The sequence below is a fragment of the Roseateles sp. GW823-FHT07B05 genome (assembly GCF_058794515.1).
In genome coordinates, this window is the sequence record NZ_JBXAGX010000002.1 from 561,285 (window position 1) to 586,833 (window position 25,549).

The 25,549-nt window shown below is 74.3% G+C and carries 18 protein-coding genes; all 18 read right to left on the reverse strand.

Annotated elements, in window-relative coordinates:
- Nucleotides 1-116: 116 nt before the first annotated feature.
- Entirely contained in the window at nt 117-2,024 is a 1,908-nt protein-coding gene (locus AC1Q7O_RS06735) for an ATP-binding protein (RefSeq protein ID WP_492660040.1), read from the reverse strand.
- Nucleotides 2,024-3,766 carry a hypothetical protein gene (locus tag AC1Q7O_RS06740; RefSeq protein WP_492662676.1) on the reverse strand — a complete coding sequence of 581 codons (1,743 nt, stop codon included), beginning with the start codon at nt 3,764-3,766 and terminating at the stop codon, nt 2,024-2,026. The genes AC1Q7O_RS06735 and AC1Q7O_RS06740 overlap by 1 nt, the downstream gene beginning before the upstream one ends.
- 2 nt (nt 3,767-3,768) lie before the next feature.
- A complete protein-coding gene (locus AC1Q7O_RS06745; RefSeq protein WP_492662528.1) occupies nt 3,769-5,037 on the reverse strand; it encodes a hypothetical protein in 1,269 nt (422 codons plus the stop codon).
- A 4-nt stretch (nt 5,038-5,041) separates the two neighbouring features.
- Nucleotides 5,042-7,525, reverse strand: coding sequence for a hypothetical protein (locus tag AC1Q7O_RS06750; RefSeq protein ID WP_492662527.1), 2,484 nt, complete (start codon nt 7,523-7,525; stop codon nt 5,042-5,044).
- A gap of 10 nt (nt 7,526-7,535) precedes the next feature.
- Nucleotides 7,536-10,271, reverse strand: a complete 2,736-nt coding sequence (locus tag AC1Q7O_RS06755) for a phage tail protein (protein WP_492662526.1) — start codon at nt 10,269-10,271, stop codon at nt 7,536-7,538.
- The gene (locus AC1Q7O_RS06760) at nt 10,271-12,466 is read right to left on the reverse strand and encodes a baseplate J/gp47 family protein (protein WP_492662525.1); all 2,196 of its coding nucleotides are present in this window, start codon (nt 12,464-12,466) and stop codon (nt 10,271-10,273) included. The genes AC1Q7O_RS06755 and AC1Q7O_RS06760 overlap by 1 nt, the downstream gene beginning before the upstream one ends.
- Nucleotides 12,467-12,473: 7 nt before the next feature.
- Nucleotides 12,474-12,872 (reverse strand): GPW/gp25 family protein, encoded by a 399-nt coding sequence (locus AC1Q7O_RS06765; protein WP_492662524.1) that lies wholly within the window; start codon nt 12,870-12,872, stop codon nt 12,474-12,476.
- A gap of 676 nt (nt 12,873-13,548) precedes the next feature.
- Nucleotides 13,549-15,528: a hypothetical protein gene (locus AC1Q7O_RS06770; protein ID WP_492662523.1), complete on the reverse strand. Its 1,980-nt coding sequence runs from the start codon at nt 15,526-15,528 to the stop codon at nt 13,549-13,551.
- Between the two features lie 53 nt (nt 15,529-15,581).
- Nucleotides 15,582-16,298: a phage baseplate assembly protein V gene (locus AC1Q7O_RS06775; protein WP_492662522.1), complete on the reverse strand. Its 717-nt coding sequence runs from the start codon at nt 16,296-16,298 to the stop codon at nt 15,582-15,584.
- Nucleotides 16,295-17,374: a phage late control D family protein gene (locus AC1Q7O_RS06780; RefSeq protein WP_492662521.1), complete on the reverse strand. Its 1,080-nt coding sequence runs from the start codon at nt 17,372-17,374 to the stop codon at nt 16,295-16,297. Before AC1Q7O_RS06780 ends, AC1Q7O_RS06775 begins: the two co-directional genes overlap by 4 nt.
- Before the next feature lie 84 nt (nt 17,375-17,458).
- Nucleotides 17,459-17,638, reverse strand: a complete 180-nt coding sequence (locus AC1Q7O_RS06785) for a hypothetical protein (RefSeq protein WP_492662520.1) — start codon at nt 17,636-17,638, stop codon at nt 17,459-17,461.
- Nucleotides 17,639-17,654: 16 nt separating this feature from the next.
- Nucleotides 17,655-18,560: a CIS tube protein gene (locus tag AC1Q7O_RS06790; RefSeq protein ID WP_492662519.1), complete on the reverse strand. Its 906-nt coding sequence runs from the start codon at nt 18,558-18,560 to the stop codon at nt 17,655-17,657.
- Nucleotides 18,553-19,017: a phage tail protein gene (locus tag AC1Q7O_RS06795; protein WP_492662518.1), complete on the reverse strand. Its 465-nt coding sequence runs from the start codon at nt 19,015-19,017 to the stop codon at nt 18,553-18,555. Before AC1Q7O_RS06795 ends, AC1Q7O_RS06790 begins: the two co-directional genes overlap by 8 nt.
- Nucleotides 19,017-21,410 carry a hypothetical protein gene (locus AC1Q7O_RS06800; RefSeq protein WP_492662517.1) on the reverse strand — a complete coding sequence of 798 codons (2,394 nt, stop codon included), beginning with the start codon at nt 21,408-21,410 and terminating at the stop codon, nt 19,017-19,019. The genes AC1Q7O_RS06795 and AC1Q7O_RS06800 overlap by 1 nt, the downstream gene beginning before the upstream one ends.
- An 8-nt stretch (nt 21,411-21,418) precedes the next feature.
- The gene (locus tag AC1Q7O_RS06805) at nt 21,419-21,871 is read right to left on the reverse strand and encodes a phage tail protein (protein ID WP_492662516.1); all 453 of its coding nucleotides are present in this window, start codon (nt 21,869-21,871) and stop codon (nt 21,419-21,421) included.
- Nucleotides 21,872-21,885: 14 nt separating this feature from the next.
- Entirely contained in the window at nt 21,886-23,937 is a 2,052-nt protein-coding gene (locus AC1Q7O_RS06810) for a phage tail sheath family protein (protein ID WP_492662515.1), read from the reverse strand.
- Between the two features lie 25 nt (nt 23,938-23,962).
- Nucleotides 23,963-24,772 (reverse strand): hypothetical protein, encoded by an 810-nt coding sequence (locus AC1Q7O_RS06815; protein WP_492662677.1) that lies wholly within the window; start codon nt 24,770-24,772, stop codon nt 23,963-23,965.
- Nucleotides 24,772-25,386: a Pvc16 family protein gene (locus tag AC1Q7O_RS06820; RefSeq protein ID WP_492662601.1), complete on the reverse strand. Its 615-nt coding sequence runs from the start codon at nt 25,384-25,386 to the stop codon at nt 24,772-24,774. Before AC1Q7O_RS06820 ends, AC1Q7O_RS06815 begins: the two co-directional genes overlap by 1 nt.
- Nucleotides 25,387-25,549 lie beyond the last annotated feature (163 nt).

Consider the following 25,549-nt stretch of genomic DNA (forward strand, 5'->3'; position numbering starts at 1 on the left):
GTCCGGGGTTGGCTGTTCGAGGCGAGCTGCACATCGACGCATTGCCGGGACTCCCGGCAATGCACCACGCAACCACACACCTCGTCAAAGCAACCAAAGAAGAACCCAACCACACGTCACAGCCCCTTCAACGGGCACAACCCGCCACCGCGCCGGTATTCCCGCTGCAGCGCTTCGAACAGCAGCTCGGCATCGACCACCCGACCGCGCGACAGCGCCGCCGACACCGCGTCCAGCACCACGTTCCTCACCTGCCCGCCGGCCAGCGTGCAGGCCTCTGCCACCGCCCCCAGTTGCGCGTCGCTCAGCGCATGCGTCACCGGCAGGTGCGCCCGCCACAGCCGCAGCCGCTCGCCCACCTCCGGCGCCTTGAAGGGGATGACGAAATCGAAGCGCCGCAGGAACGCGGTATCGATGCGCGCCTGCACGTTGGTCGTCACCAGCACCAGCCCCGCGTGGCTCTCCAGGCGCTGCAGCAGGAAGTTGGTTTCCAGGTTCGCGTAGCGGTCGTTGCTGGAGCCCACCTCGGTGCGCGGCGCCAGCAGCGCGTCGCCCTCGTCCAGCAGCAGCATCACGTCCAGCGCCTGCGCGGCGGACAGCAGGCGGTGCAGGTTGCGCTCGGTCTCGCCGATGTACTTGCTGACGACGGCCGACAGGTCCAGCCGGTACAGCGGCAGCCCCAGCTCGCGCGCCAGCACTTGGGCTGCCAGCGTCTTGCCGGTGCCCGACGGCCCCGCCAGCAACGCGCGCACGCCGGCATTCAGCCGCGCGGCGAACGCGGCCGGCAGCGCCCCCCGCAGCCGGTCGCGCTGCTGGCAGCGCGCGGCCAGCGCGGCGAGGTCACGGCGAAGTGCCTCGTCCAGCACCAGCGCGTCGGGCGGCGCGTGCGCCGGGTCTAGCCGCTGCGCCAGCCGCGCCAGGCCGGCCGCGCCGCCGGCCAGTGCCGCCTCGCGCAGCGCGGCCTCGTCGCTGGCGGCCGTGTGCGACAGCGCGCGGTGCAGGTGGCCGCAGGCCAGGTGCAGCCGCGCGGCCAGGCCGGCGGCGTCGGGCAGCCCCGGGCGGGCCTGCTCGATGAGGGCCAGGCGTTGCTCGTAGGCGGGCAGCGGCAACGAGACGCTCAGCACGTCGGCGGGCAGCCCCTCCAGGCCGTCCTCCTCGGCAGCCACGACGGCGAAGTCGCCGGGCAGCGCCGGCAGGCGCAGCGCCTCGCCGGGCGCCACGTCCACACGCAGCAGCGGCAGCGCGCCACACAGCGCGGCCAGCGCCGCCAGCGTGGGCGGTGCGGGGCTCGTCTCGTGCAGCCGGCACTCAAGCACCGGCCGGCCCTGCTCGCGCGCAAGCGCGGCCACCAGGCTGCCGCGACCGTTGTGCTCGGGGCCGCGCACCAGCAGCGGCTGGCCAGGCCGCCAGCGCGCCAGCCGCTCGCGCGTGTCGGCCGTCAGCTGCAGCGCCGACAGCGGCGGCGCACTCTCGGTGCCGCACAGGCGCACGCCCGGCGCTGGGTCGGCGAACGGCTCGCCACGCAGCGCGGCCCAGCAGGCCTCGTCCACCTCGAAGCGCTGCGCGCCGCGCGGCTGCCCGGGCGACTCGGGCCTCAGCACGCCGGCCTGCAGAAGCGCGCGCAGCGCGGGCCGCACGCCCTGCCCCGGCAGGTTGCCGAAACCCTGCTGCAGCCAGGCGGGACCGGGCTGGGCGCCCTCCTCGCCAAGCGCCTGGTTCAGCGCCTCGAACAGCGAGGCAAAGCGCCGGTCCTCCTCCACCAGGCCATGCACCAGCCACAGCTCCAGCGCCTGCTCGGGCCAGCCCGCGGCCAGCCGGGCCAGGCCGGGGTGCACGGGCTGTTCGTCGTCCAGCGCCTCGAAGGCGGCTTCGTGGTCCAGCGCAAAACCGAAGCGCTGCGCCAGCTCGTCGTCACCCAGCAACCCGCGCGCGCTTTGCACGACGCGCCAAGCCGCTGCCAGCAGCAGGCTGCACAGCGCCGTGGCGGCCTGCGGCCACAGCTCGGGGGCGGCGTCGGCGCGCATCAGACGAACTCGAAGCGCAACGAGCAGCCAGCCGCGGGCAGCCAGCCGGGGTCGCGGTCCAGCCCGGCCAGGCGCCAGGCGACGTCATGGCTGTCCAGCCGGAACTCCGCCACCCACTCGGCCTCGCTGAGCCACAGCCGCGCCGGCCGCGCGAGGGTCAGGGCTTGCGGCCAGGCGGCCGGCCGGCAACCCAGCCGCCGGCACAGGCGACGGCGCAGCGCGCGCGCGTAGGCCGCCAGCCACGCCGGCCACGGCCCGGCCGGCGCGCCGGGGGCGGCGGGCATCTCGCGGGGCGGCGCCCAGCCGGTGCAGCGCTGCTGCAGCGCCGCCTGCAGCGGGTCGCCAGGCAGCCGCCAGGCGTGCGCCAGCGCGGCCAGCAGCGCCCAGGGCGGCACCGGCAGGCCGGGGTCCAGCGGGCGCGTGAAGTCGGGGTAGAGGCCGTCCTCCAGCAGCGCGTTGACGATGAACAGCAGCGGGGCCTGGTGGCTGGTCAGGGCCTGCGGCCAGGGCCAAAGAGCGGCGGTGCCGACGGCGGGCTGCGGCGGCAGCGATGGCCGTTGGGGGGCATGCGCTGGCGGGTCGATCCGCTCGGCAGAAGTCTCGGGCTCGAGCGGTGCTGGCGTGGCGAGGGGCCGCGCGTTGGCGAACGCTCCGACGGCTGATCGGGGAACTGCGGCGGGTGGCGGCTCCCGCCGAGCCGACGGGGTCGCGTCGGCCCGAGACGGCGCGGCCTCCGGTGCGATGCTGGCCGAGGCCACGCGGGCAGCGGGGGGCGCGCGGCGGCGCGTGCTGGCAGCACGCGGCGCCGCGGCCGGCGTCGGTCCGTCGGGCGGCGCCCATGCTGGCGCGGCGGTTGCCTCTGGCTGACTCGCGTTCGCGGCAGACGTTGCCGGCGGCTGCTTTTGGGCTGGTGGGTCTGCCGGCCTCTCGCGCACGCGCTGCCCGGGCTGCAGCGGGGCCTCGGGTGACGCCCCTAGCGCTTCAACACCTGCCACGACGGCGGAGGGCGCAAAGGCCGGCACATGAGGCTCGCGAGGCGTCACAGCAAATGCACCACGGGAAGCGGCGGACGCTGCGCCAGGGCGTGCAGGCGGCAGCGGCTGCGTCGGTTCGTGGCGCGCGTCCGCCGGCACGACGGGTGCGCGTTGGGCCGCCACGGGCACGTCACCGGCACGCTGCGGAGGCTGCACCGTCACAGCCGCGGCGGGCGCCGGCTGAGGCTCATCCCCCGGCACGCCGACCGGCTTGCCCCGCCCCGCCCGCACCAGCAGCCGCTGCGCCGCTGCCTGCGCCTCGGGCCGCGCGGCCCAGGCCGGCTGCCACTGCGGCCAGGCCCGCCCCAGCAGGCCGCGCCACCACCAGCGGTCCAGCTGCCCGCACTGCGCGGCCAGCGCCAGGCAGGCCAGCATCTCGGCCGCGTCGGCAAACAGCACGGCGGAGGCCGAGTCCGGCACCGGGCCCAGCGCCGGGCGGGCGGCCTGGGCCAGCGCGGCGTCCAGCTGCTCGCGGCCGGCGGCAATCCAGTCCTGCCGCCAGGCGCCCGGCGCGGGGCGCAGCAGTGCCGTCTCGGGCGCCTGCAGCCGCAGCCGGCGCAGCCACAGCAGCGCCTGCGGCGGCAGGCTGCGGGGCACGGCGTCTTCGAGGTCGGCGCCCAGCGCCTGCAGCGCCATCCGCGCCGCCACCGGTTGCGCACGCGCAGGTGTGCAGGCGCTGAGGCGGTGGATGGCGAGGCGGGCGACCATGGCTAACGCTTTTTCCTGTCGGGCGCCTGCGTCAGCGCCGACGCGGCGACGGCCAGCTCGTCCTTGCCCGGCCCGCGCTCGCCGCCGCGGCGGCCGGCCGCGAGGATGCGCGCCGCGGCCGACGCGACCTTGGGTGACGTGCGCTCGCCGAGGCCCGGCGCGGCCATCGCTCGTCGGTTGTCCAGCACGGCGGCGCGCAGCAGCAGTTGCTCGGGGTGGCCCTCCAGCTGGGCAACGTAGAAGCTGGCCTCGGCGGGGCGTACCGGCTGGTCCTCCCAGCCCTCGATGAGCGCACGCGCGAAGCGGGCGCGGTTCAGCACCTCGTCCACATACATGGGCACGGCCGGCACCACGGCATGCAGCAGCGCCAGCTGCGCGGGCGTCAGCGGCAGCGTGGGCGGCAGCCACACGAAGGCGCCGGGCTTGGCGCCGCCCTGCAGCTCGGCCAGCAGCTGCGCGGCGAAGGCCTGCATCTCCACGGCCCAGGACTGCGGCCACATCGCGTCGCCGGTGCCGCCGGGCGGGGGGCTGAGGCGCCGGCGGGCGCTGTCGGTGTCTATCCACAGCGGCTCGGCGCTGGCGTTGATCTGCAGCAGCGCCAGCGGCAGCTCGTCGGCCGACAGCCCCGGCGCCGCCGCGCTGTTGCCGATGCGCTGGCGCATCCACCAGCCCACGCGGCTGCCCTCGGGCACGGCGGCCAGCCCCTGGCCCGGCGACAGCAGCGCCACGGCCAGCTCGTTGCGCGCCGAGGCCGCGCCCAGCCCCGGCGGCGCCTGCACCTCCACCAGCCGCACGCGCACGGCCGGCTGCTGCGTGCGCCGGTTGCAGGCCCCCACCTCGCCCAGCAGCGTGGGCGCGCGGCCCTGGCCGCTCCAGGCGGGCGTCAGCGTCAGCAGGTAGACGCCGGCCAGCGGCTGGCCCTCGGCCAGGCTGGCCGCGCAACCGCCGAAGCCGCTGAACGACGCGCCGCGGCCGGCGCTGCTGAGGTCCAGGTCCAGGTTGCCGATGGCGATGACGGCGCCCGACGGCGTGACGCCCAGCCCGGCGCCGATGCGCAGCACGCTGCCGCTGCCGGTGGCGCGCGAGACGGTCAGGCCCTCCGCCACGCCGCAGCCCATCAGCCGGGCCAGGCGGCGCTCGGCGTCGTCGCGGGCGGCCTGCTCGCGGGTCAGGTCTTCGGCGCTGAGCAGGCGGCCGTTGAAGAAGAAGCTGCGCGGCTCGCCGGCCACGCCGACGACCTGGTTGAGGCGGGCATTGAGCACGGTGGCCATGGCATCAGCTCCGGCCGATGACCAGCCAGCCCGGCACCGGCAGCCCGGCAGCCGACACCAGCGTCACGCTCTGCCCGCGCGCCACGGTGAGCGAGGTGCCGTCGGTGCCCACCGTCACGCCGCGCACCGACAGCCGCTCGGCCGTCACGTTGCTGAGCACCAGGATGTGGCCGTCGCCCAGTTCGTCCTTGCGCGGGTCGGGCAGGTCCAGCACGCCGGCCACGAGCACGGCCAGCACCATGTCGCCCGTGCGGTAGACCAGCTCGTCGGGCTTGAGCACATAGCGCATGGGCCAGCGGGTCACGTCGGCGGCCGGGGCGGCGCCGGCCGTCAGCACCAGCTGACCGTCCTTCTTGCGCCAGCCCAGCATCGCGTCGGGGGCCTCGCTGCTGGGTGGCCGCGTCAGCGCCAGCGAGGCGAACGTGGGCACGGCGGCGGTGTGCAGCGGCTGCACGCTGTCGATGGTGACGACGCTGCCGTCCGTCACCGCCGTCAGGTTTGCGGGGCTGGCCGCGCCCCCGGCCGCGACGACGCGCGTGGCCTCGCCGCCGCCGCTGGCGTCGACGGTGAGCCGCCAGCCGCCCGGGCCGGTCTCCGTGGGGCGCTGCTGCGTCAGCGCCAGCGACACGTTCTTGCCCGCCACCAGCGACGCGAGCACGTAGTCCCCGCCCTCGCTGCGCAGTGCCTGCGCCTTGGTCTCCACGCCCACCAGCACCTGCAGCTGGCGCGGGCGCTGCTGCAGCCCGGTGCCGCCGTCCTCGATGCGCACCGGCGCCTTCTGGCCGGGCAGGTAGGCATAGGGCGGGCTGGACTGCTCAGCCAGCGCCTTCTCGTCGCCATCCCAGCCACGCGCCGCGACGACGACGCCCGTGTCGTCGGTGGCCAGCAGACTGCTGTGCGGCGCCCCGAGCGTCAGCGTGCCGTCCACGGTGAGGCTGTCCTTCACCAGCACGTCGCCGTCGACGCTGAGGTCGCCGGTCAGCGTGAGACTGGTGAACACGGGGCTGGCGCCGGGGCCGATGTCCTGGATGGTGTCGAGCCGGATGGACGGCGCGGCACTGCTGTCGTCGACGACGATGTTGGTGGTGGTGCCGGGCGGCTTGGGCACAGGCGCGCCCGCCAGCCGCCCCAGCTCGAAGCGCGCCGGCACGGCCGGGCCCGCCGCGGCGCGGCCCACCAGCAGCTGGCCGGTCAGCGGTCCCACCGCCTGGCCGGTGCCGCCGTCGGCCACGGGGATGGGCTGCGTCATGCCGGGGCCGTAGTAGTCGGGCCCGCCGCCGCTGCCGCCACCCGGCCACTTGACGGCCGGCACAAGCTTGGCCTTGTTGCCGCTGCCGCCGTCGGTGGTGTCGGGCACGATGTCGATGCGCGTCATCGCATGGTTGCGCGCGGCGAAGTCGGCCAGCAGGTCCTGCGCGTGGTCAAGCTCGGGGTCGCCCTTGCCCAGCAGGTAGTGGGCCTCGCGCGGTGCGTCCTGGCTGCCATCGCGCAGCAGCCATTCCTGCAGCAGGCGCAGGTGCAGCAGCTGCGGCCGGCCCAGCATGCGCACGGCGCGCGTGCCGTCAGCGCCGGGCTTCACGTCGATGGCGGCCAGCAGCAGGGCCCGCTCGGCGGTGGGCTTGGCCTTGGGCACCGGGCCGTGGTGGGCCATGAGGTCGCTGCGCAGCAGCCGCGTCCAGACCTCGAACGCGGCCGCGTAGTAGGCGGCCAGCTCGGCGCGCGGGATCACCAGCTGCAGCGGCGGCGCCGGCAGCGCGGGCACGCTGCTGGGCGTGGGCAGCGCCGGCGTGGCGGCGGCGGGCTGGGGCACGTCGGTGGCGCCGAGGTTGTCGCCCCAGGCGGCCTCGATGGCGGCGCGCAGGCCCGTGTCCACGTCGGCCTGGAAGCTGGCCAGCGTCTGCCCGGTAGGCGCCGCGGGCCGCACCTTGATGCCGCGTATCCACGCGACGACGGCGCGCAGCGCCAGGTCTTCGCTGGCGTTGGGTGGCGCCCAGGCGAAGTCCAGCGCGAAGCTGTCGACGACGCGCGCGTCGGCACTCAGCTCGCTCTCGTCGCGGCAGGGCTCGCCGGGGATGGGCACCGGCGAGTCGCTGGCCTCGGCGAAGCGCAGCAGCACATAGGCCGTCTCGTTGAGCGCGGTGTCGGCGTCACGCGCCTTCTCGGCGTCCAGCCAGGTCTGCAGGTTGGCGCACTGGTCGGTGGGAACGCCCACCAGGTGGCCGTCGGGCATCAGCGCCAGGCCGGCGACCACGCGCACCTGCTGGCCTTCGCCGGGCGCCGGCTTGGGCGCGGTGACGCCCAGGCCGGTCAGCACGCCATAGCCGATGGTCTCGCGCAGCGCGCGCTCGTCGCGGGCGGCGAGGTAGGCGTGCTCCTGGCGGAAGTCGTCCACGCCCAGCACCATGCCGAACGTGTAGTTGACGCGCTTGAGCGGGTCCAGCGCCGCGTCGGGCGCGGGGGTGAAGGCGGAGCCTGTGCAGCAACCCATGTCGGTCTCCCTATCGGTCCAGCCCCACGCGGTCGCGTGGGGGCAGGGGTCGTGGATGTGTCAGCTGGCCGCCGCCCAGGTCGCGCCCGCCGAGCACGAACGGGGGCCAGATGGAGTCGGTGGTCAGCGCCGCCAGCTCGGGCCGGCGCAGCAGGCCCAGCTCCAGCCGCGTGTCGTGGCCCAGCCGCGCCTCGCCGACGCGGAACAGCTCGAAGCCGAAGCGGATCTCGGCCACCGTGTGGGCCGGCTTGTCCCGCGCGACGGCACGCTCGACGGCGGCGCGGCGGCGAGCCAGTTCGTCGAAGTCCAGCCGCGCGGTGTCGGCCGGCAGCGGCAGCACGACGCGAAAGCGATGCGCGGGCGTCAGCGCCCGCACGATCTGCGCCTCGAAGCGCCACCAGTCGGCCAGCGCCACCGAGCCCGCCGGCAGCGCCAGCGGGCTGGGGATGCGGTCGAAGCCGCGCCAGCCGGTGCCCCAGGCCGCGTTCAGCAGCGAGATGCTGCGCCAGCGGCGGGCCAGGTAGTCCTGCCAGCGCTGGCGCAGCGGTGCGCAGGGCTGGGTGGCGGCGAGGTAATCGTCGAAGTCCTCGCTGCGCGGGCGGGGCTCGTCGTCGGGCACGTCCGCCAGGCGCGCGGGCACCAGCAGCGCCGCCTCCTCGCGCGCGGCGCGTGGCACGAAGCCCAGCGCCTGCTGCAGCCGCGCCGGGTCGGCCAGCAGGCCGTCGTCACCGCCCAATCGCTCCAGCAGCGCCGCCCGGCCCTGCGCAGGCCGCCAGGCACCCGCCGGCAACGGCGGCGCCAGGCCGAACAACTCCTGCAGCCGCACGCCGTGCAGCCGTTCCGGCAGCGCCTCGGGCGCGGCCAGCCAGGGTTCGGCGTCGACATCGTCGGGCTCCCAGGCCAGCGTGGCGGCCAGCAGCAGGCCCGGCACGGTGCCGCGGCGGGCCTGCACGCCAAACGCATGGCGCAGCAGCGCGCGCCGGCGCGCCGGGCCGGTGGAGCCGTCGAACACGACGGCCAGCCAGCCGGCCAGCCACTCCAGCGTCTCGCGCGGCGCGGTGCGCGCGTCCAGCAGCAGCTGCGCGGCGGCGATGCGGTCCTCCCAGCGCGTCAGCTCGCCCTCGAACAAGGCCAGGAAGCGCTCGGTGAATGCGCTGCTGGCCGCGTCCGCCCGGTAGACGGCCGGCAGGTAGTGCTGCAGGTAGCTGAAGCGCGGGTACCAGGCTCGCAGCGCGGCCAGGCCGGGGCTTTGCTGGCCGTCGCTGGCGGCCAGCACGCGCAACTGCAGGTAGCGGCCGGTGGCGGCCTGCAGCAGGCAGGTCAGCGTCTGCACTTCCTTGCAGGCGCCGGGCGGCGGCTCGCGCCACGGCAGCTCGGGGCCGCCCGGGTGCGGCAGCAGCGCGGGCTCGTCGCGCCAGGGCTGCAGCGCGAGGCCGTCCGGCGTGTCGGCCGCGCGGCTTTGCAGCGCGACCGAGCTGCCGGGCGGGCGGCGCGCGTCCAGCGCGACGCGGTGCCACACGCAGCCGGGCGTGGCGCTGTCCCACACGGGGCCGTCCAGCACGCCGTCGCGCTCGCAGCGCGGGCGCGGCAGCGTCAGCAGCGGCAGCCAACGGTCGGCGCCGAAGTAGAAGGCGCGCGCCGACGGGAAGCGGTGCAGCACCTGGCCCGGCGCCAGGCTGGCGAAGCCCCCGGCCGCGTAGCGGCGCAGCGGGATGAAGTCGCGTTGCAGCGTGAAGCGCCACTCGCCGCCCGCGGCCTCGGGCGCGACCGCCCGGAAGCGAAAGGCCTGATCGCCGCTGGCGGCCAGCAGCAGCACGCTGAAGCCGCTGGCATCGGGGTCCGCCGGCCACTCGACGGCCAGCGTGCGCCGGGACAGCTGCGGCAGCACGCCGCCGGCCGTCGCGTCGCGGATCTGCGCCTCCAGCGGCCCCACCTCGTTGCCGGCCACACCGTGCCAGTCGACGACGGCCAGGTGGCGGCGGTCACCGCGGTCGCGCAGCACGAGGAAACGATCGCCGGGCAGCGCCGCGACGGCGGTGGCGTCCGCCCCCAGCGCGAGCCGGCACGGGGGCGGCGGCGGTTCCACCTCGGCCTCGGGCTCGGGCCGGAACGCCGACGGGCTGACGACGCGCGGCACGCAGGGGCGCAGGTCGGGGCCCAGGCGGTGCAACGCGCGGTCCGCGTCGAACAGCGCGACGCCACCGTCCGCCAGCGCCAGCAGCGCGCGCGGCTCGGGCATGTCGGCCCAGGGCTGCGGCAGCGGCGGGCCACCGCCGTGCAGGTCGAAGATCAACAGCCCGCCGGCGGCCCGGCTGGCGACGACGAGGTAGTGGCCGGTCGTCACCGTCAGCGCGTCCAGCACCCACGGCGCCGGCGGCGCGGCGGGCGCGCAGGGGCCGAAGGCGCCGGGGTCGGGCGGGGCAAGTGTCGGCTCGGGCAGCGGCCAGAAATCGGTCAGCGTGCCGCTGCCGCTGGACCACACGCGGATGGCCGTGCCGTCGGCGCTCAGCGAGTAGAGGTTGCCGTAGGCATCGAAGGCGCCGCCGGCGCGCGACGTGGGCTCGTCCAGCGCCTGCGCCGTGCCGGCCTTGAACTCGAACAGCAGCGGCTTGAGCACCAGTTGGCCCAGCGCGTCGGCCTGCGCTGCATCGTCGGGCAGCCAGTCCCAGTGCGCGTCCGGCGTGGCGCGCGCGGTCCAGTCCGCCCGCGTGACGAGGGCGTGGAAGCGGCTGCCGTTGGCGTCCATCAGCAGTTCTCCGGCACGCGCGGCACAGGCAGGCGGATGGCCGGCGGCACGCCGGCGCCGTCGTCACCGCCGCTGCTGCCGGTGCCCTGCCCCATCAGGTCGGACAGCGGCACCGGGTCGCCGAGCGACACCGACAGCCCGGCGATCAGCGGCAGCTGCAGGCCGGCCAGCGGCACGCTGTCGCGCTGCGCGCCGTTGGCGTCGCCCAGCAGCAGCCCCGTCACGCCCAGCACGCCGTCCACGCGGGCCGCCACGGTGGCCAGCTCCAGCGCGGCCACGGCCTTGAACAGCGGCCAGCCGGTGGCGCTGCCGGCGCCGGGTAGCGGTGCAAGGAAGGCCTTCAGCGCAGTCTTCACGCGCTCGCGCACCTCGGCCACGCCCTGGCCGGCGTGCAGCTCGATGCCGACACTGATCCACAGCCCCGTGTAGACGGGCCCGCGCAGCAGCACCTCGCAGGTGACGAGGCGGCGCGGCGCGAGATAGCTGCAGATGGCGTCGATGAAGTCAGCGTTGGGCAGCGGGTAGTCGGGGCGGCGCGGGTCCAGCCGCGGCAGCACCAGGCAGGTGACGACGCCCGGCTGGTCGCCCGGCAGGCCCGGCGACAGCTCGGGGTGCCAGGCCGGCAGCACGTCCACGCGGCCCACGTCGGCCTGCGGTGTCTCGCGGACGATGGCGTCGAAGTCGTCGGCGCTGACGGCGCGGTCGCGGTGCCGCAGCACCAGCGGGATGCGCTTCTCACCGTCCGCGGCGCTCTCGGCGTCCAGGCCCCCTTCGGCCGGCCGCGGGTTGGCAACCTTCACGCCGGCCGGCAGCGTGGGGCCCAGCTTGATGACGCCGGCAGCCACGTTGCCGGCCGCGCCCGAGGCCCAGTCGAAACGCACCGCGATCTCGGCGCCCGCCGCGGGCCGCGCGCCGCGTGCGCCGTCGCCGAAGCGGATCTCGCCGCTCTCGGCATCCAGGGCGAAGGCGCCCGAGCCAGGCTGGCCTTCGGCGGGCGCGGCCTCCAGCTCGTCGGTCAGCGCCCAGGGCTGGCCGGCCACCCACAGCTGCAGGCCGTCGGCCAGCACCTGGCCGTGGCTGAGGCGGCGACGCTGCTCGGGCGAGCCGTCACCGGGGGCCAGCAGCTCGCGGCTGACGCGGCTGCGCTGCCGCGCCACGGCGCAGTGCGTGCCCGCCCAGGCCAGCCGCACGCCGGCCGTGGCCAGGCCGTCGATGCGCAGCCAGGTGACGAGCCGCGCGGCCAGCGCCTCGTCGGTGAGCTGCGGCGGCAGTTCGCCCACGCCGGCTTCCAGCGGCTCGGCCTCGGCCCAGGTGCCGATGGCGCTGGCCGCCACCGGCAGCGTGACCTGCAGGATGCCGGCCTGCTCGGGGAAGCCGGCCGGCGCGATGGCGTCCAGCCGCACGTACTCGCCCGGCGTGCCGCGACCCTGGTCATCGGCCTTGGGCAGGAAGGCCTTCAGCGCGGGCGGCGGCAGCGCCGGCAGGCCGGGCTGCAGGCGCCCGCGCGTGTCGGGCGGCTGCGGCACCAGGCCGATGGACAGCGTGCGGCCGGCCAGCTGCTCGCGGGCCTGCGCCTTGTCGGCCGCGGTGGCCTTGGGCGGCGCCAGCAACGCGATCCACAACGCACCATCCACCGTCTCGGCGCCGACGTCCAGGGCCTGGGCCAGGTCGGCCAGCTGCACGCTGTCGTACAGCACGGGCTGCACGTCGGCGTCGCTGCCGGCGAAGTCGCGGCCGGTGGCCTCGTAGAGCTGGCGGTAGTAGTCCAGCAGCGCGGGGTCGGGCGTGCCGACGGTGCGCTTGAAGACGACCAGGCCGGTGACCGGCGGCAGGTCCAGGCCGGTGTCGGTCAGGAAGGGCACGGCGCCGGCCAGCAGCGGCAGGCCCGAAGGCAGCGGCAGCGTCTGGCGATCACCGCCCTCGTGGCTGAACTGCACCAGCGCACGCGCCGGCTGCGCGGGCCGCAGGCCGATGCCCAGCAGCTGCAGGAACTTGAGCCGGTTGCGCTCGGGGATGAGGTTGGCGCGGTACAGCAGGCTCTCGGCCATGAAAGCGAAGAGCTCGACGAGCGTGACGCCCGGGTCGCTGGGGCCCGTGTGCGTCCACTCGGGCGCATGGACGGCGGCCAACGCGAGGGTGTCGCGCACCAGCGCGGCGTGGTCGCGGTCGTCGATGGCGGGGAGCTGGATGGGCATGGCGTGTTTACCTCCCCTGGACCGGGATGCTGAGGCTCATGCGGCCCGCCTGCGCGGTGGCGACGAGGGTGAAGCTGAGCTCGGCGATGGCCGCCTCGGGGTCGCTCGGGTCGGCCTGCACCTTGACGGCCTCGACCTGCACGCGCGGCTCCCACCTGGCGAGCTGGCGGCGGATGACTTCCTCGATGGCGCGCCAGGTGGCCGTCGTGTTGGGCTCGAACAGGAAGCGCTCCAGCCCGGCGCCGTAGCCGGGGCGGCGCAGGCGTTCGCCCTGGGCGGTCAGCAGCAGGATGCGGATGGATTCGCGCACATTGGCCTCGCCCGCGCTCCACGCGAGGCGGCCTTCGGGCGTGACGCGCAGCGGGAATGCCACGCCGCGGCCGTAGAGGGCGGCTTCGTCGGTCATGGGGTTTGTTCCTGCTGGGTTGTCTGCTTGCTCTTGCGGGGCAAGCTGCTGATCGCCGCATTGCCGGGAGTCCCGCCCGGCGGCGGGGTAACTTTCTTCTGCGGGGCCAGAAGAAAGTCACCAAAGAAGAGGCCCTGAACCGCACACGAGCGGCGCGACGCCAAGAGCGGCGCGCGAAAACGCACAAGGTCACTCCGGGCAGACGCGACCCGCTTCGCTCTCGCTGCTGTCCCTGTGACGAGCGCCATCCATCGCTCCTTCATGCCGCTTAACGCCGGCTGCACGCCGGGCTGACCAGGAACAGCCGCGTCGCTGGGGCGACGGCACCGAAAGTGCCGCTCTGCCGCGCCGCCCGAGCGGCGCTGCATTTGGCTGTTTTGATGAGCACGGCGTGCAGCCGCGCGTCGGACGGGCCACGGGTGCGATGGCTGACGAGCGTCACAAGTCAGACGCGAGAGCGCAGCGGTTCGCTTCGTCGAGCCATCCCCGACGGCTGTTTTCGCGCGCCGCTCCAGGCGGCGTCGCGGTCGTGTGCGGTTCAGGGCCTCTTCTTTGGTGACTTTCTTCTGGCCCCGCAGAAGAAAGTTACCCGCCCGCCGGGGCGGACTCCCGGCACCGCACGGGCCACCAACCAGGAGTACCGAGCACGCATCACTGATCGCCAAAACCACAGACCTCATGGCTTCTTCCCCTTCAACCCCGGCACCGGAAAGCACACCATCAGGAACGGCAGCCAGCGGAAGATCAGGTCCAGCAGCGTCGCGATGACGATGAGCAGGATGAACGCGACGATGGTGATGATCGGGATCGACAGCGAGCAGATGGTGCCGAAGTTGCTGCCCGGCTCGGGCTTGGCGCAGGGCGCCATCTCGCCGACGTCCAGGTCCTTGTGGAAGGGCCAGGGCAGCACCGACAGCACCAGGTCGCCGAAGCCCAGCCGGCGCACGCGCTTCATCTGGCCGCACAGCAGGTCGCTCATGATGAAGGCGCTGTTCTTGCCGTACTTGCGCAGCCCGCCGGGCGAGGTGTCGAACGGCAGCGCGATGCGAATGGGGCGCAGCGGCGCATCGGTGTCGAAGAAGCCGGCCAGCTCGAAGGCCTCGCTGGGGTCGGACATGACGGCCGGATGCAGCGGCCCGCAGTCGCAGCGCTGGTGCACGAAGCGCAGCACGTAGCGTGGCGTGCCGGCGTCGGCCTTCAGCGTGGCTTCCAGCTCCGCGGCCATGCGGGCGGCGTCCGGCGCCTGGGCCGAGGCCGCGCCCACGGTGCCGGCGGCCACGGCTTCGTCGATGGCGGCGGCCACGGCGACGTACAGCGACTCCAGCCGGCGCTGCGCCCGCTCCTGCTCGCGCTGCGCGTGGTCGCTGCGCCAGCGCTGCTGTTCGCGGGCGTCCGCGGGCGGCACCTGCGGCGGCATGGGGGCGGAGCCCGGCGGCGGGTCCACCTCGGGCCAGGGGTTGAACGGCCCGGCCAGCGGCCGGGTCGCATCGTCCGGCGCGGTGGCAACCACCAGCGGGAAGCTGAACGGCGCCCAGCCGGGGCCGCGCGGGAACGGCTGCTCGGTGGCGTCCAGGTCACGGCCCACGCCGGGCTGGGCGATGGCCAGCAGCGCCTGGCGCAGATTGACGGCTGCCGTCTTCGAGATCGCCTTCACGTCGGTCGACAGCACCGCGTCCACGGCGGCCCGCTCCGCCGTGTCCCAGACCGCAGCGGCCAGCAGGTTGAGCAGCGCCTGCGCCTTCGCGCCCGGCGCCGAGCCGCTGGACAGCCCGGCATGCACGTCGGGCAGCGTGGCGGCCAGCCATTCCTGCATGTCCTGCAGCAGCCGCCAGCTGGACTCCTGCAGTTGGTCGTTCAGCGCGGGCAACGCCTTGGCGGCATCGGCATCGCGGGCCGACTGCTTGTCGTCCCAGGGCTTGTCCACCTGCATGGAGCCGGTGGCGTCGCGCGCGGCGCGGGCGCGCTCGATGAGCCCCTGCCACGGCGCGATGAGCTTCATGCGGGCCAGCGCCTTCAGCCCGTCCGCCGGCCCGGGCGGCGTGGGCGGCGTGGGCGGGGCCAGCGGCGCGAAGCGGAAGTCGTCGTGCCGCGCCGCGGGCACGAGGCCGGCCAGCAGCTTGCGCGGGTGGCCGTCGGGCGCGGTGTAGGTGAGCGGGAAGACCGGCAGCCATTCCTCGCCCGGCAGCGGCTGGCCGGCAGTGGCGACCGGATGCCAGCGGCCGGGCTGGCCGGGCGTCTTCACGAAGGCGGCCTCGCCGCCGTTGGGCAGCAGCCGGCGCAGCAGCATGCCGCTCTTGTCGCCGCCCGCCGTGGTGCGGGTCGGTAGGCCCGGCAGCTCGCAGACGAGGTGCGCCGCGGCGACGTAGAAGCGCTGGTGCACGGGCTGGAAGAGCTTCAGCGGCAGCACGGGCGCGGGCGCTGGGGCGGGCACGGTGCGCTTGAAGCCCAGCAGGCCGCGCCGGCGGGCCAGCGCGCGCGCCGGCGCCGAGGTTGGCGCGGCGAGTGCCGGGGCGGGTGTGGGCTCACCCAACTGCTGCCAGGACTCGGGCCGCGCGACGAGGCTGGGCAGCGTCTGCGGCGCATCGGCCAGCAGGACCAGCAGCCGGTCCATGAAGTCGTCGCTGTCGAAGCGCAGCAGCGTGGGGACGGCGTTCACCGGCGCAGCCACGAAGCTCTGGCCACCCACCCACCGCAGAACATGCTGCGCGCTCATAGGATGTTCCCTGCCCCGGGCGTGTAGGTCGCCGCGATGATGGTGTTGGTGATGACCGTGTCGGCCTGCACGACGCCCGAGAAGCGCGACATGCCGGCGTCGACGGTGACCATGCCGGCCGACACCGCCACCTGGCTGGCGTTGACGGTGACCTTCGCCGACGCTGTGACGGTGATGCCGCTCGTCTCCAGCTTGATGCTGTTGCCGTTGCTGTCCTCCAGCGTCACGGTGCCGGTGCCGTCCTTCAGCGTCAGCTTGCAGCCGCCCGGTGTCTCCAGCTGCAGCCGCTCCTGGCCTTGGCTGTCGTCCAGCGTGACGACGACGCCGTTGCGGCTCTTGATGACCTTGTGGTTGTTCTGCGCGCTGGCCGCTTCGGGCGGCTTGTCCTGGCCGTTCCACAGGCCGCCGACGATGAAGGGCCAGCGCGGGTCGCCGCCCTGGAAGACGATGAGCACCTCGTCGCCCACCTCGGGCATGAACCAGCTGCCGCGGTCGTTGCCGGCGAACAACGTGGTCATGCGGGCCCAGGCCTCGTAGCGTTGGCCGTCGGCGTCGGGCGCCCAGGGCAGCGCGATCTTCGCGCGGCCCTGTCCGTCGGGATCGACGATGTCGACAACCTCGGCGACGTGGCAGCCGTACCAGCGGCCGCCCCAGCCCTGCGGGTGGCGGTCGGCATACAACGCCTCGGCAGGACTGACGTCGAACAAGCTCATGCTGCTCTTCCAATCCACGGCCGCTCGGCCACGAACTCGGTGCGCAGGCCCTCGGCCATGTCGAAGCGGTGCGTCACCTCGGCCAGCGCGTACTTGCCGCTGAACAGCGGCCCCAGCCCCGTCAGTTCGACGCTGGCGCCGCAGCGCAGCCGTGCGTCGGGCTGCGCCAGGCCGTGGCCCACGACGAAGCGGCGGTTGATCTGCCGCAGCCAGGCCTCGGCCAGCTGTCGCGCTTCGTCGGCCGAGCCCGGGTGCAGGTGGGCCACCGTGTCGGGCCGCGCGCCGATCTTCTGCTGCAGCAGCGCCGCGCCGGCCTCGCCGTCGCCGGTCTCGCTGCTCAGCACGTTGTCGGCGCGAGCGGTTTCCTTGATGGCCTGCTTGTCTGCCACGCTCCAGCCAGCCACGCTGAGCTCGGTGCGCTGCAGCGCCAGGTCGGCCCGCACGTCGAAACCCATCAGCTTGCCGCCGTAGTCCAGCGACAGCGTCCCGCCACCGCGGCGCCGGCGGGCGGCGAGGTGCAGCGTGCGGCCTTCCAGCCACACCTCGGCCTCGCAGCGGCGTGCCTGCTCGCGCAGGAAGGCCAGGTCGCTCTGGTTGACCTGGGCCAGCAGCGGCAGCGTGGGCGACTCGGCGTCGACCTGCGCCGTCAGGCCGTGGTCGCTGGCGATGCGCTGGGCGGCGTCGGCCAGCGAGGCCTGGTCGAAGCTGCGGCTGCGGCGCTTCATGCGCAGGTCCTGCAGCTGGTCTTCCACCTGCACGACCAGTTGCGCCTCGCCCGCACCGGCCTTGGGGAAGCGGGCCTGCAGCGCCATCACGCGGCCGCTGAACAGCAGGTCCGTGCCCAGCTTGATGGCCAGTTGCTTGCCGAACTCCAGGCGGTCACGGCGAAACAGCGTGTAGCCCGGCGCGTCGTCCCGCGTGCCCCAGTTGCCGAAGGCCAGCTGCGCCTGCGCCAGACCGTCGATGCGCTCGCGGATCTCCAGCGCGGTCAACGCGGCGGCCAGGTCGGACGCGACCTGGCCGTCGACCTCCACCGTGGGCCGGCCGCTGCTCAGGGGAATGGAGACGTCGGGCATATCAGCGCCTGCTCGGCCGCCCGGAAGGCGCTGACGCCCCCTCGGGGGGCAGGGAACGGAGTGAGCGTGGGGGCTTCATGATTTCTAGTGGGCGAATGTGCGCAGTTGCAGTTCGCGTGCGGCGGCAGCCATGCGCCGGGCCTGGGCCAGCGTTTCAAGCTCGGGCTCGGCAGCGGGCGCCGCTACCGGCTGGCCAGCACCGCCCGATGCGGCGGGCGGCGCCGGTGCGGGGCTGACTTCGAACTCGTGGATCTCGACAGGCATGGTGGCTCCTCGATGCTCAACCGCTGACGATGCGGGGCTTGGTGGCCGACAGGTCGATGAGCTGGCCGGCCGGCATCGCGCGCGGGTTCTCGATGCCGTTGGCCAGCGCCACCGCCTGCCAGCCGCCGCGCTGGAAGGCGGCGCCGGTGCTCAAGCCCAGGCCCACACCCGCCGATGCGCCGGCGCCGATCCCGGCGCTCAGGCCAGCCCCCAGCCCACCACCTCCGCCGGCGCCGGGGCTGGCGCCAGACCCGGGCTGTGCCGCACCACCACCACCACCCGACGCTGGTGCCGCGCCGGCGGCCTTGGCAGCGTCCTGCAGCGCCTGCAGCGACTGCCCGCCGCCGGCCGGCCACAGCGGGCGTGCGCCCGTCACCGTGCCGTCGCCGCTGAAGGCGGGCACGAGGATCTCCTGCTGGATCATGTTCAGCGTGATGCTGGCGCGCAGCGCCTCGCCCTTGGGCGAGAAGAACTCGATGCTCTCCTCCATGCTCTCGACGATGCCGTCGAACAGGAAGTTGCCCCACGAGAAGCGCAGCCCCGGCGGCGTGCGCTGAGAGGTGTCGCGCGCGCCCGCCGCGGCCGGTTTGGGCTTGATGAAGTACAGCACCTGGGCCGTGATGCGGCGCACGTCGTCGACGATGAAGGGCGCGCTGGTGGCCGCGGCCACGTCGAACCACAGCTGCACCGCCAGCTTGGTGGTGCCGGTGCCGACAAACTGGCGCGCGGCGCTGCCCTGGCTCTGGTTGCCGCCTCCTCCCCCGCCGGACGAGTTCGGCTGCTCCTTGACCTGGTTGGCATAGGACAGCTTCAGCGACTCGGGGTTGAACTGCACCGTCAGCGACTTGCCGCCCGGCATCACGTCACTGAGGTCGTCCTTCAGCTCGATGAGCTTGGCGTGCTGGATTTCGAGTTCAGGCATCGGACTTGTCCTCCCAACGGAAGGCTTCGTAAGCAACCTGGATTTCTTCAACCGCCACGTTGCCGTCCTTGGCGCTCAGCGTCGGCGCCTTCAACTTGATGGGCAGGCAGCGGGACAGCACGAAGCGGCCCCACTCGCTCTTGTCCGCGCGCAGCACGCTGATCGTGATGCCGGCGCGCAGCGCGGGGTTGGCCAGGCTGCGGTCGAACCATTTCCAGAGGTCGGTACCGCGCGTGACGCCGCGCTTGAGCGTCAGCTGGCCGAACTGCACGGGCCCGGCCAGCCGGTGCACGCGGTTGGGGTTGCCGCCCTCCTTCAGCGTCTTGACCTCCTGGCTGACCTCCAGCCCGTCGCAGTCGGAGAACGCGGCGTTGGCCAGCGGCTTGCTGTCGCCGTCGGGCAGGATCTCGACGACGAAGTTCAGCGCCGGGAAGGGTTGCCATTGCTGCTCCGGCATCAGCGTTCCTCAATGACGAGTTGTTCGCCGCTGCGGCGCAGGTGCAGCGTCAGGAAGCGCAGCGGCCGCGATGGCGCCACCTGGATCAGCAGGCTGCATTCGCCGCGCTCGATCTCACGCGCGGCGTCGGCGCCGGCCGCCGTCTTCAGCAGGTAGGACGACTTGGCGTCCACGCCGCGGAACGCGCCGCGCTGCATCAGGCGGTGCAGCAGCGCGTCGAAACTGCGCTCCAGGCCGCGGCGCAGCGTCAGGTCGTTGGGCTCGAAGACGAAGCGCTGGCCCTCGCGGCGGCACAGCCGGCGCAGCAGGATGAAGAGGCGGCGCACGCCGAGAGCGCTCCAGTCGGCGTCCAGCGACAGCGTCTGGCTGCGCACGGCGGCAATGCCGTCGGCACGCAGCGCCAGCGGGTTCAGCCCCAGCGCTTCCAGCACCTCGGCGCCCTGCATTTCGCCCGACAGCGCCAGCGCGGCCGGCAGCGGGTCGGCCCCCGGCGCGCCCCAGGCGCCATGCTGGCGGCTGCGCCGGGCCAGCAGGCCCATCAGCGCGCCTCCGGGCGGGTGGCTGCGCAGGCGGTCATCGGCGTCGCGCTGCAGCAGCCAGGGGTGGTGAATGGCCGCGAAGCTGGCGGCGCTGGCGGACTGGGTGGTGTCCACCAGGGCCGCCTCGCGGCGCAGCGCATCGACATGGGCGGCGATGGCCGGCTGCCCCCAGCGCTGCGGCACGGCCAGCAGCGCGAAGTGCTCGCGCGACGCGGCGCACAGCGCCAGCAGCGCCGTGTTGACGGGTGTCGCGGCGTCCACGGCCGGGTCGGCGGGCGTGCCCTGACGGGCGCGCCAGGCCGTTGCCTGCACGTCCAGTTCCACGGCCTCGCTCCAGCAGCCCGTCAGGCCGTCGCGGTGCGCGCGGGCCCGCAGCCACCAGGTGCCCGCCGCCAGGCGCAGCTCGACGTCCTGCGCCGGCGCGGCCTGCACGAGGCGGATCGCATCCGAGAAGTCCGGCTGGCCGGCGCGCTGCACCTCCAGCAGCTGCACGGCGCCGTGATCCTCGCCATCCGCACGCAGCCGCAGGTGGAAGGCCTCGTCGGCGGCCAGCACGGCGGGCAGCGTGGCCGTGGCCAGGTTGAACGAGAAGCGCGGTGGCTGCGGTGGCACGGGCGGCGGCGGCGCGCAGTCGTCGAACGTCGTGGGTGGGTAGCTGCAGGCCGGGTCGGGCGTCGTCGTGACGAGCACATCGCGCACCGGCGGCAGGCCGGTACGCCGCCAGCCGGGGTGGACGGCATCAGGCACCAGCACCCAGCTGGCCTCGTCGGCGCAGGCGTCGTCGCGGCCCAGCGCGCCGTGCAGGCCCTTCAGCCGCCGCGGCTGGCTGCCGAAGAAGCGCACCTCATCTGCCCAGTCCAGCAGCGCGCGGCCGCGCAGCCCGGGCGTCCAGGCCGGGTCGACGAAGAGCTGCGGGCCGAATGCGTCCAGCCCCAGGCGGGCGATGGCGTCGCGGCCGTCCGGGCGGGCCGGCGCCCAGTGCGTGAAGTCGCCGCCCAGGCCCAGCGGCAGCAGCATCCAGCTGCCGGCCGGCGGGCCGGCGGCCACACCGGCGAGCGGCCAGCCGCCCAGGTCCAGGCCGGCGTCGTAGCGCGCATCGACATCGAGCCGCCACCACGGCAACTGCGCGGCGCCAGGCGCCAGGCCGCAGCTGTCCAGCGTCTGCGTGGGCTGGCCGGGCTCGCGCAAGGCGAGGTCCAGCTGCACCCGCTCGATGAGCCAGCTGGCGGGGGCGATGGGCTCGTCCCGCGCCAGCGGCTCGCGGCCGGGTGGCAGCTCGGGCACCAGCCATTGCTGCGCCATCGACGGTTGCAGCAGCGCCGCCGCCGACACGCGCCGCCACGCGACCACGCCCGGGTCGTCGGGCCGCTGCGCGCGCAGCAGGTCACCGGGCCGCAGCGGGTCGCCCTCGTGCAGCGCCTGGCTGCGCACGCGGGCCGACAGCGCGAGGCGGTCCGCCCAAGTGCCGGGGCTGTCGGCGCGCAGCATCACGTCGGTCAGCTGCCACTGGGCGCCGGCACGGCGCGCCAGCCGCAGGCCCGGCACGGTGAACTCCACCGCGGACGCCGATGCCGCCGCAACGCGGATGACGTGGCAGCGCCGGCCGCCGCCCGCGAAGAACGCAGCCACGGCCGCCGGCAGGTGGGCCACCAGGCGCTCGGTCGCCTCGTCGCCCGCCTGCACCAGGTCCACCTCGCCGCCGAACACCGCGCCGTAGGCCGTTGCGCTGTCCAGCGCCACGGGCCGGTGCAGCGGCCCGCGCGCCGCGAAGCCGACGAACACCGGCACGTCCATCACCGGCATGCCGTCGCCGCCGGGCGGGGTGTCATCGACGATGCGAACGCCAACGGCCATGCCTCACCTCATTCCATCTCGAGGCGTTCGTAGGACAGCGTCAACTCTTCCATCGCCACGTCCGTGCCCTTCGCGTTGAAGGGGCCGGACACGTGCTTCATGATGCGGGCGTTGATGAGCCGCCAGGTCTGCACGGTCTGCGTGCGGTCCTCGCTCTTGAGCTCGACGGTGACGGTGCGCAGGCCGGAGTTGGCGCCATTGCGCACGTCGTCCAGCCATTTGTAGAGGTCCAGCGAGCCGATGACGCCGCGCTTCATCGTCACGTCGGTGGCCTTGTTCAGGCCCGCCGTCTTGATGACGTTGTTGAACGCGTAGTTGCCCGGGCGGTACTCGGTGATGGTGACTTCCATGCCGATGCCGCTGATCTCCTGGAAGCCGGCCTGGGGCGTGTTGGTCACCCCGTCGCCGAGGTTGACGTGGAAGTTGAACTGGACGTAGGGGCGATCACGAACGACGGCCATGGTGGTCTCCTAGCTCAGGACTTTTGGTCGGCCGTCCACTGGCCAATGCGGAAGATGACGAACTCGGCGGGCCGCAGCGGCGCCACGCCCACCAGGCACACGAGGCGCCCGTTGTCGAGGTCGTTCTGCGTCATCGTGGAGCGGTCGCAGCGCACGAAGAAGGCCTTCTCGGGCTTGTCGCCCAGCAGCGCGCCGTTGGCCCACTCGTTGACGAGGAAGTCGCGCACGGTGGCGCGCACGTTGGCCCACAGCGCCTCGCCGTTGGGCTCGAACACGGCCCACTGCGTGCCCTTGTCGATGGAGCGCTCCAGGTAGGCGAAGTAGCGCCGCAGGTTGACGTACTTCCACTCGGAGTCGGAGCTGATGGTGCGCGCGCCCCAGAGCCGGTTGCCGCGCCCTTCGAAGAAGCGGAAGGCATTGATGCCCTCGGGGTTGAGCACCTCCTGCTGCGCCGTGTTGATGGGCGTCTCGAAGCCGATGGCGCCGCGCACCACCTCGTTGGCCGGCGCCTTGTAGACGGCGCGCTCGGTGTCGTTGCGCGCGTAGATGCCGGCGACGAAGCCCGACGGCGGCAGGTTCAGCGGCTGGCGGGTGACCGGGTCGAACACCGTCACCCAGGGGTAGTAGAGCGCGGCGTACTTGCTGTCCAGCTTGGCCTTGAGCTTGCGCACGTCGGCGATCTTCTGGCCCTCGTGCGAGTCCAGCACGGCGATGCGGTAGCGCATCTTCTCGGCGTGCGCGATCAGCAGATTGGTGATGGCCGCCACGTCATCGGGCCGCGTGCTGGCGCGCCAGGTGGAGCCCGGGGCCGCGACGATGGAGATGTCCTCCAGCGACTCGAACTGCTTGAAGCCGGTGGTGTAGTCCTGCGTCGGGTCGGCGCGGCCCTCGTACTCGGTGCGGCCGGGCAGCAGGCCGTCGTTGCCGCCCGCCAGCCAGGCGGTGGCAGTCAGGCCGCGCTCGAACTTCTTGCGCAGCGCGGCCAGCTCGGTCTGCGCGGCGTCGTCCCATTCGATCTGCGTGATCTTCAGGTCCAGCCCGGTGCTCAACGCGTCCAGCGCCTTCAGCAGGTCGCTGCCGTTGTCAATGAGGTTGGTGGCCGGCGCGCTGCCGTTGAGCAGCACGATGGGCAGGCCCGCGCTGCCTGGGCCGCTGACGCTGAAGAGGTCGAACAGCCCGTCGGGCACGCCGGCGGTCTTGTGCGCCGGCTCCAGCGGCAGGCCGCTCCAGGCGCCCAGCGACCGGCCGTCGGGCGTCAGCACCTCCAGGCTCAGTCCGACAGGCCGGATGGCGTCACCGGTGCCGGGCGTCAGCGTCAGCGCGAAGTCGGCCAGCGAGAACGTCGTCGTGCCGCCCGGCACACCGGCCGGCGCCACGCCGGCGGTGAAGGTCCAGACACCCGCTACGCTGCGGCGCGCCACGTACAGCGGCAGGTCCGCGATGGCGCGCACCGCCGCCGGCGGGTTGGGCCCGCCGGCCGGCGCGCTCAGCGCAGCGGCGGCGGTGGAGATCCAGACGACATCACCGTCGGCCAGGTTGGCCAGCGTGGGTGTCAGCGTGGGGCCGCCGCCGGGGTCGGGCAAGGCGCCCAGCACGTTGGCGCCCAGCTTCACGGTGAAGCGCACCTGCAGGTTGCCGAAGGCGCCGGGGTAGCGGGCGACGATGCGGAACTGGTCGCTCGTGCCCACGAGCAACCGGCCGTGGCCGTCGGCATACGGCGCGGCGCCGAAGGTGGCGGCCAGGTCGGTGGGGTAGGCACCGCTGCGCGGGCGGAACACGCGGCTCACGTACAGCCGCTTGCCGCCCTCCTCGAAGAAGCTGCGCGCGGCCTGCCACAGGTAGTTGGTGGCGGTGGTGGTGCCGTCGTTGCCGAAGCCCAGCAGGTTGCCGTCGCCATGGCGGCGCTCGAACTCCGTCAGGCTGGTGAGGATGTCGGGCTCCTCCGTCACCGGGCCGTAGCGGCAGGGGCCGATGAAGCCCGTCGTCGTGGTGCTGACGCCTTCGATGGATTTCGATCGGAAGGACACCTCCTCGACGAACACACCGGGCGCAAGATATTCGGGCATGACGGTCTCCTTCGTGGGACGGGGCTTAGATCGGCACCAGCCGCAGTTCGCGCTGGGCGGGGGGCAGGCCGAGGGAGGCGAGGATCAGCGGCTCGCCGGTGATGAACGCAGGGGGCGCGTAGGCCGCCGCGGCGCCCACGTCGGCCAGCGCACTCACCTCGGGCTGGGCCGCGAAGGCCAGCACGTCGGGCGCAGCCAGCGCGGCGGACGCGGCGGCCAGCGCGCGGTCGGCAAACACGCGCAGCTGCGCGGCCGGGCCGGGCGGCGAGCCGGGGCGGTCGGGCCGCGGGCGTGGCAGGTGCAGTGCCAGCCGGCCGTCGGCATCGGTGGCGCCGTCGACGACGCGGCCGTCGCCGGTGAGGCAGCTCACGCGCGCCCAGGCGGCCGGCGCGCCGTCCAGCTGCCAAGCCAGCAGCCCGTACACGCTGGCCAGCCCGGGCGGCGCGGGCCGGCCCGGCGCGGACAGCAGGTTCACGCGCAGCAACCGCCGCCCCTGCAACAGAGTGCCAGCCACGACCTGCCCCGCCGGCGCGCCCGGCAGCGGCCAGGGCAGGCTCAGCGGCAGGAAGCGCTGCAGCTCGTCGCTCACGACGACATCCGCCTGCACCGGGGCGGCCGGCGCGGTGCGCCAGCGGTCGGCCAGGTCGGGCCAGTGGTGGGCGCCACCGGGTGTGCTGCGCGCCAGGCCCAGCAGCCGGCCGTCGCGGCGCTGCACCAGGCGGCAGCGCAGGCCGCCGGTGACGACCTCGCCGGTGGCCGTGTCGACGAACAGCAGCCCGTCGCCGGCGGGCAGCACCAGCTCGTCGCGCGGCGGGGCCAGCAGCGTCGCCACCATCAGGCCAGCCCTCCGGGCGTGCCGACGCCGAAGCGCCGCTCGGTGACGGGCGCGCCGGTGGGCTCGGGCTGGTCGATGTCCAGCAGCACCATGCGGGCCACATAGGTCATGCCGGCCTGGAAGCCGCTCTTCACGCGGTCCCACAGCGACAGGTAGTCCGCCATCGACAGCGGGTCGGCGATCAGCTCCACCGTTTCCTCGGGCTGGAAGACGGCCGGGCTGCCCTGGGTGTAGCGGTTGATGACCTCGCCGCTGAGCGTGGGCAGCTGGTGCAGGAAGGCCAGCGCCCAGCCCAGCATCTGCGTCTGCTTGTCGGCCGCGCCGGCCACCGGCAGCATCAGGAAGTACAGGTCCACCGGCAGCGAGGGCTTGTACAGCCGCCCGTCGCGCGCCCGCCGCGGCGGCAGGTTGCGCGGCGAGCCGCCGATGCCCACGCGCCACAGCACGAGGTAGAAGCCTTCGGCCGGCGGCGTCTGGCCGTCGGTCAGGCTGCCCAGCGACGCGAGCTGGAAGGCGGGGGACGCGCCGAGCTGCAGGTCCGCCGCCGGGCAGGCCTCGCGCATCAGCGCCAGCACGCTCTCGCCCACGGCGCGGATCGCTGCGTAGTGAGCCATCAAAGGCCTCGCCGGGGCTGGTTCACACCTGTCTCCTGCCCTGATCGACGCCAGGGCGGAGCCATCCTAGGAAGGGGCTCTCGGGGCGGTCATCCTGCGTGTTAGGGACGCGGGCGCGGGCGTCCTCAATCGGAAGAAACCGATGCAGGTGACAGGTCTATTC

Excerpts from the sequence above, each read along its gene's own strand:
- AC1Q7O_RS06740 (WP_492662676.1), bottom strand. The coding sequence starts at position 3,766 with ATGGTCGCCCGCCTCGCCATCCACCGCCTCAGCGCCTGCACACCTGCG.
- AC1Q7O_RS06805 (WP_492662516.1), bottom strand. The coding sequence starts at position 21,871 with ATGGCCGTCGTTCGTGATCGCCCCTACGTCCAGTTCAACTTCCACGTC.
- AC1Q7O_RS06815 (WP_492662677.1), bottom strand. The coding sequence starts at position 24,772 with ATGGTGGCGACGCTGCTGGCCCCGCCGCGCGACGAGCTGGTGCTGCCC.
- AC1Q7O_RS06750 (WP_492662527.1), bottom strand. The coding sequence starts at position 7,525 with ATGGGTTGCTGCACAGGCTCCGCCTTCACCCCCGCGCCCGACGCGGCG.
- AC1Q7O_RS06775 (WP_492662522.1), bottom strand. The coding sequence starts at position 16,298 with ATGAGCTTGTTCGACGTCAGTCCTGCCGAGGCGTTGTATGCCGACCGC.
- AC1Q7O_RS06760 (WP_492662525.1), bottom strand. The coding sequence starts at position 12,466 with ATGCCCATCCAGCTCCCCGCCATCGACGACCGCGACCACGCCGCGCTG.
- AC1Q7O_RS06790 (WP_492662519.1), bottom strand. The coding sequence starts at position 18,560 with ATGCCTGAACTCGAAATCCAGCACGCCAAGCTCATCGAGCTGAAGGAC.
- AC1Q7O_RS06820 (WP_492662601.1), bottom strand. The coding sequence starts at position 25,386 with ATGGCTCACTACGCAGCGATCCGCGCCGTGGGCGAGAGCGTGCTGGCG.
- AC1Q7O_RS06785 (WP_492662520.1), bottom strand. The coding sequence starts at position 17,638 with ATGCCTGTCGAGATCCACGAGTTCGAAGTCAGCCCCGCACCGGCGCCG.
- AC1Q7O_RS06795 (WP_492662518.1), bottom strand. The coding sequence starts at position 19,017 with ATGCCGGAGCAGCAATGGCAACCCTTCCCGGCGCTGAACTTCGTCGTC.
- AC1Q7O_RS06765 (WP_492662524.1), bottom strand. The coding sequence starts at position 12,872 with ATGACCGACGAAGCCGCCCTCTACGGCCGCGGCGTGGCATTCCCGCTG.
- AC1Q7O_RS06735 (WP_492660040.1), bottom strand. The coding sequence starts at position 2,024 with ATGCGCGCCGACGCCGCCCCCGAGCTGTGGCCGCAGGCCGCCACGGCG.
- AC1Q7O_RS06800 (WP_492662517.1), bottom strand. The coding sequence starts at position 21,410 with ATGGCCGTTGGCGTTCGCATCGTCGATGACACCCCGCCCGGCGGCGAC.
- AC1Q7O_RS06755 (WP_492662526.1), bottom strand. The coding sequence starts at position 10,271 with ATGGACGCCAACGGCAGCCGCTTCCACGCCCTCGTCACGCGGGCGGAC.
- AC1Q7O_RS06745 (WP_492662528.1), bottom strand. The coding sequence starts at position 5,037 with ATGGCCACCGTGCTCAATGCCCGCCTCAACCAGGTCGTCGGCGTGGCC.
- AC1Q7O_RS06780 (WP_492662521.1), bottom strand. The coding sequence starts at position 17,374 with ATGCCCGACGTCTCCATTCCCCTGAGCAGCGGCCGGCCCACGGTGGAG.
- AC1Q7O_RS06810 (WP_492662515.1), bottom strand. The coding sequence starts at position 23,937 with ATGCCCGAATATCTTGCGCCCGGTGTGTTCGTCGAGGAGGTGTCCTTC.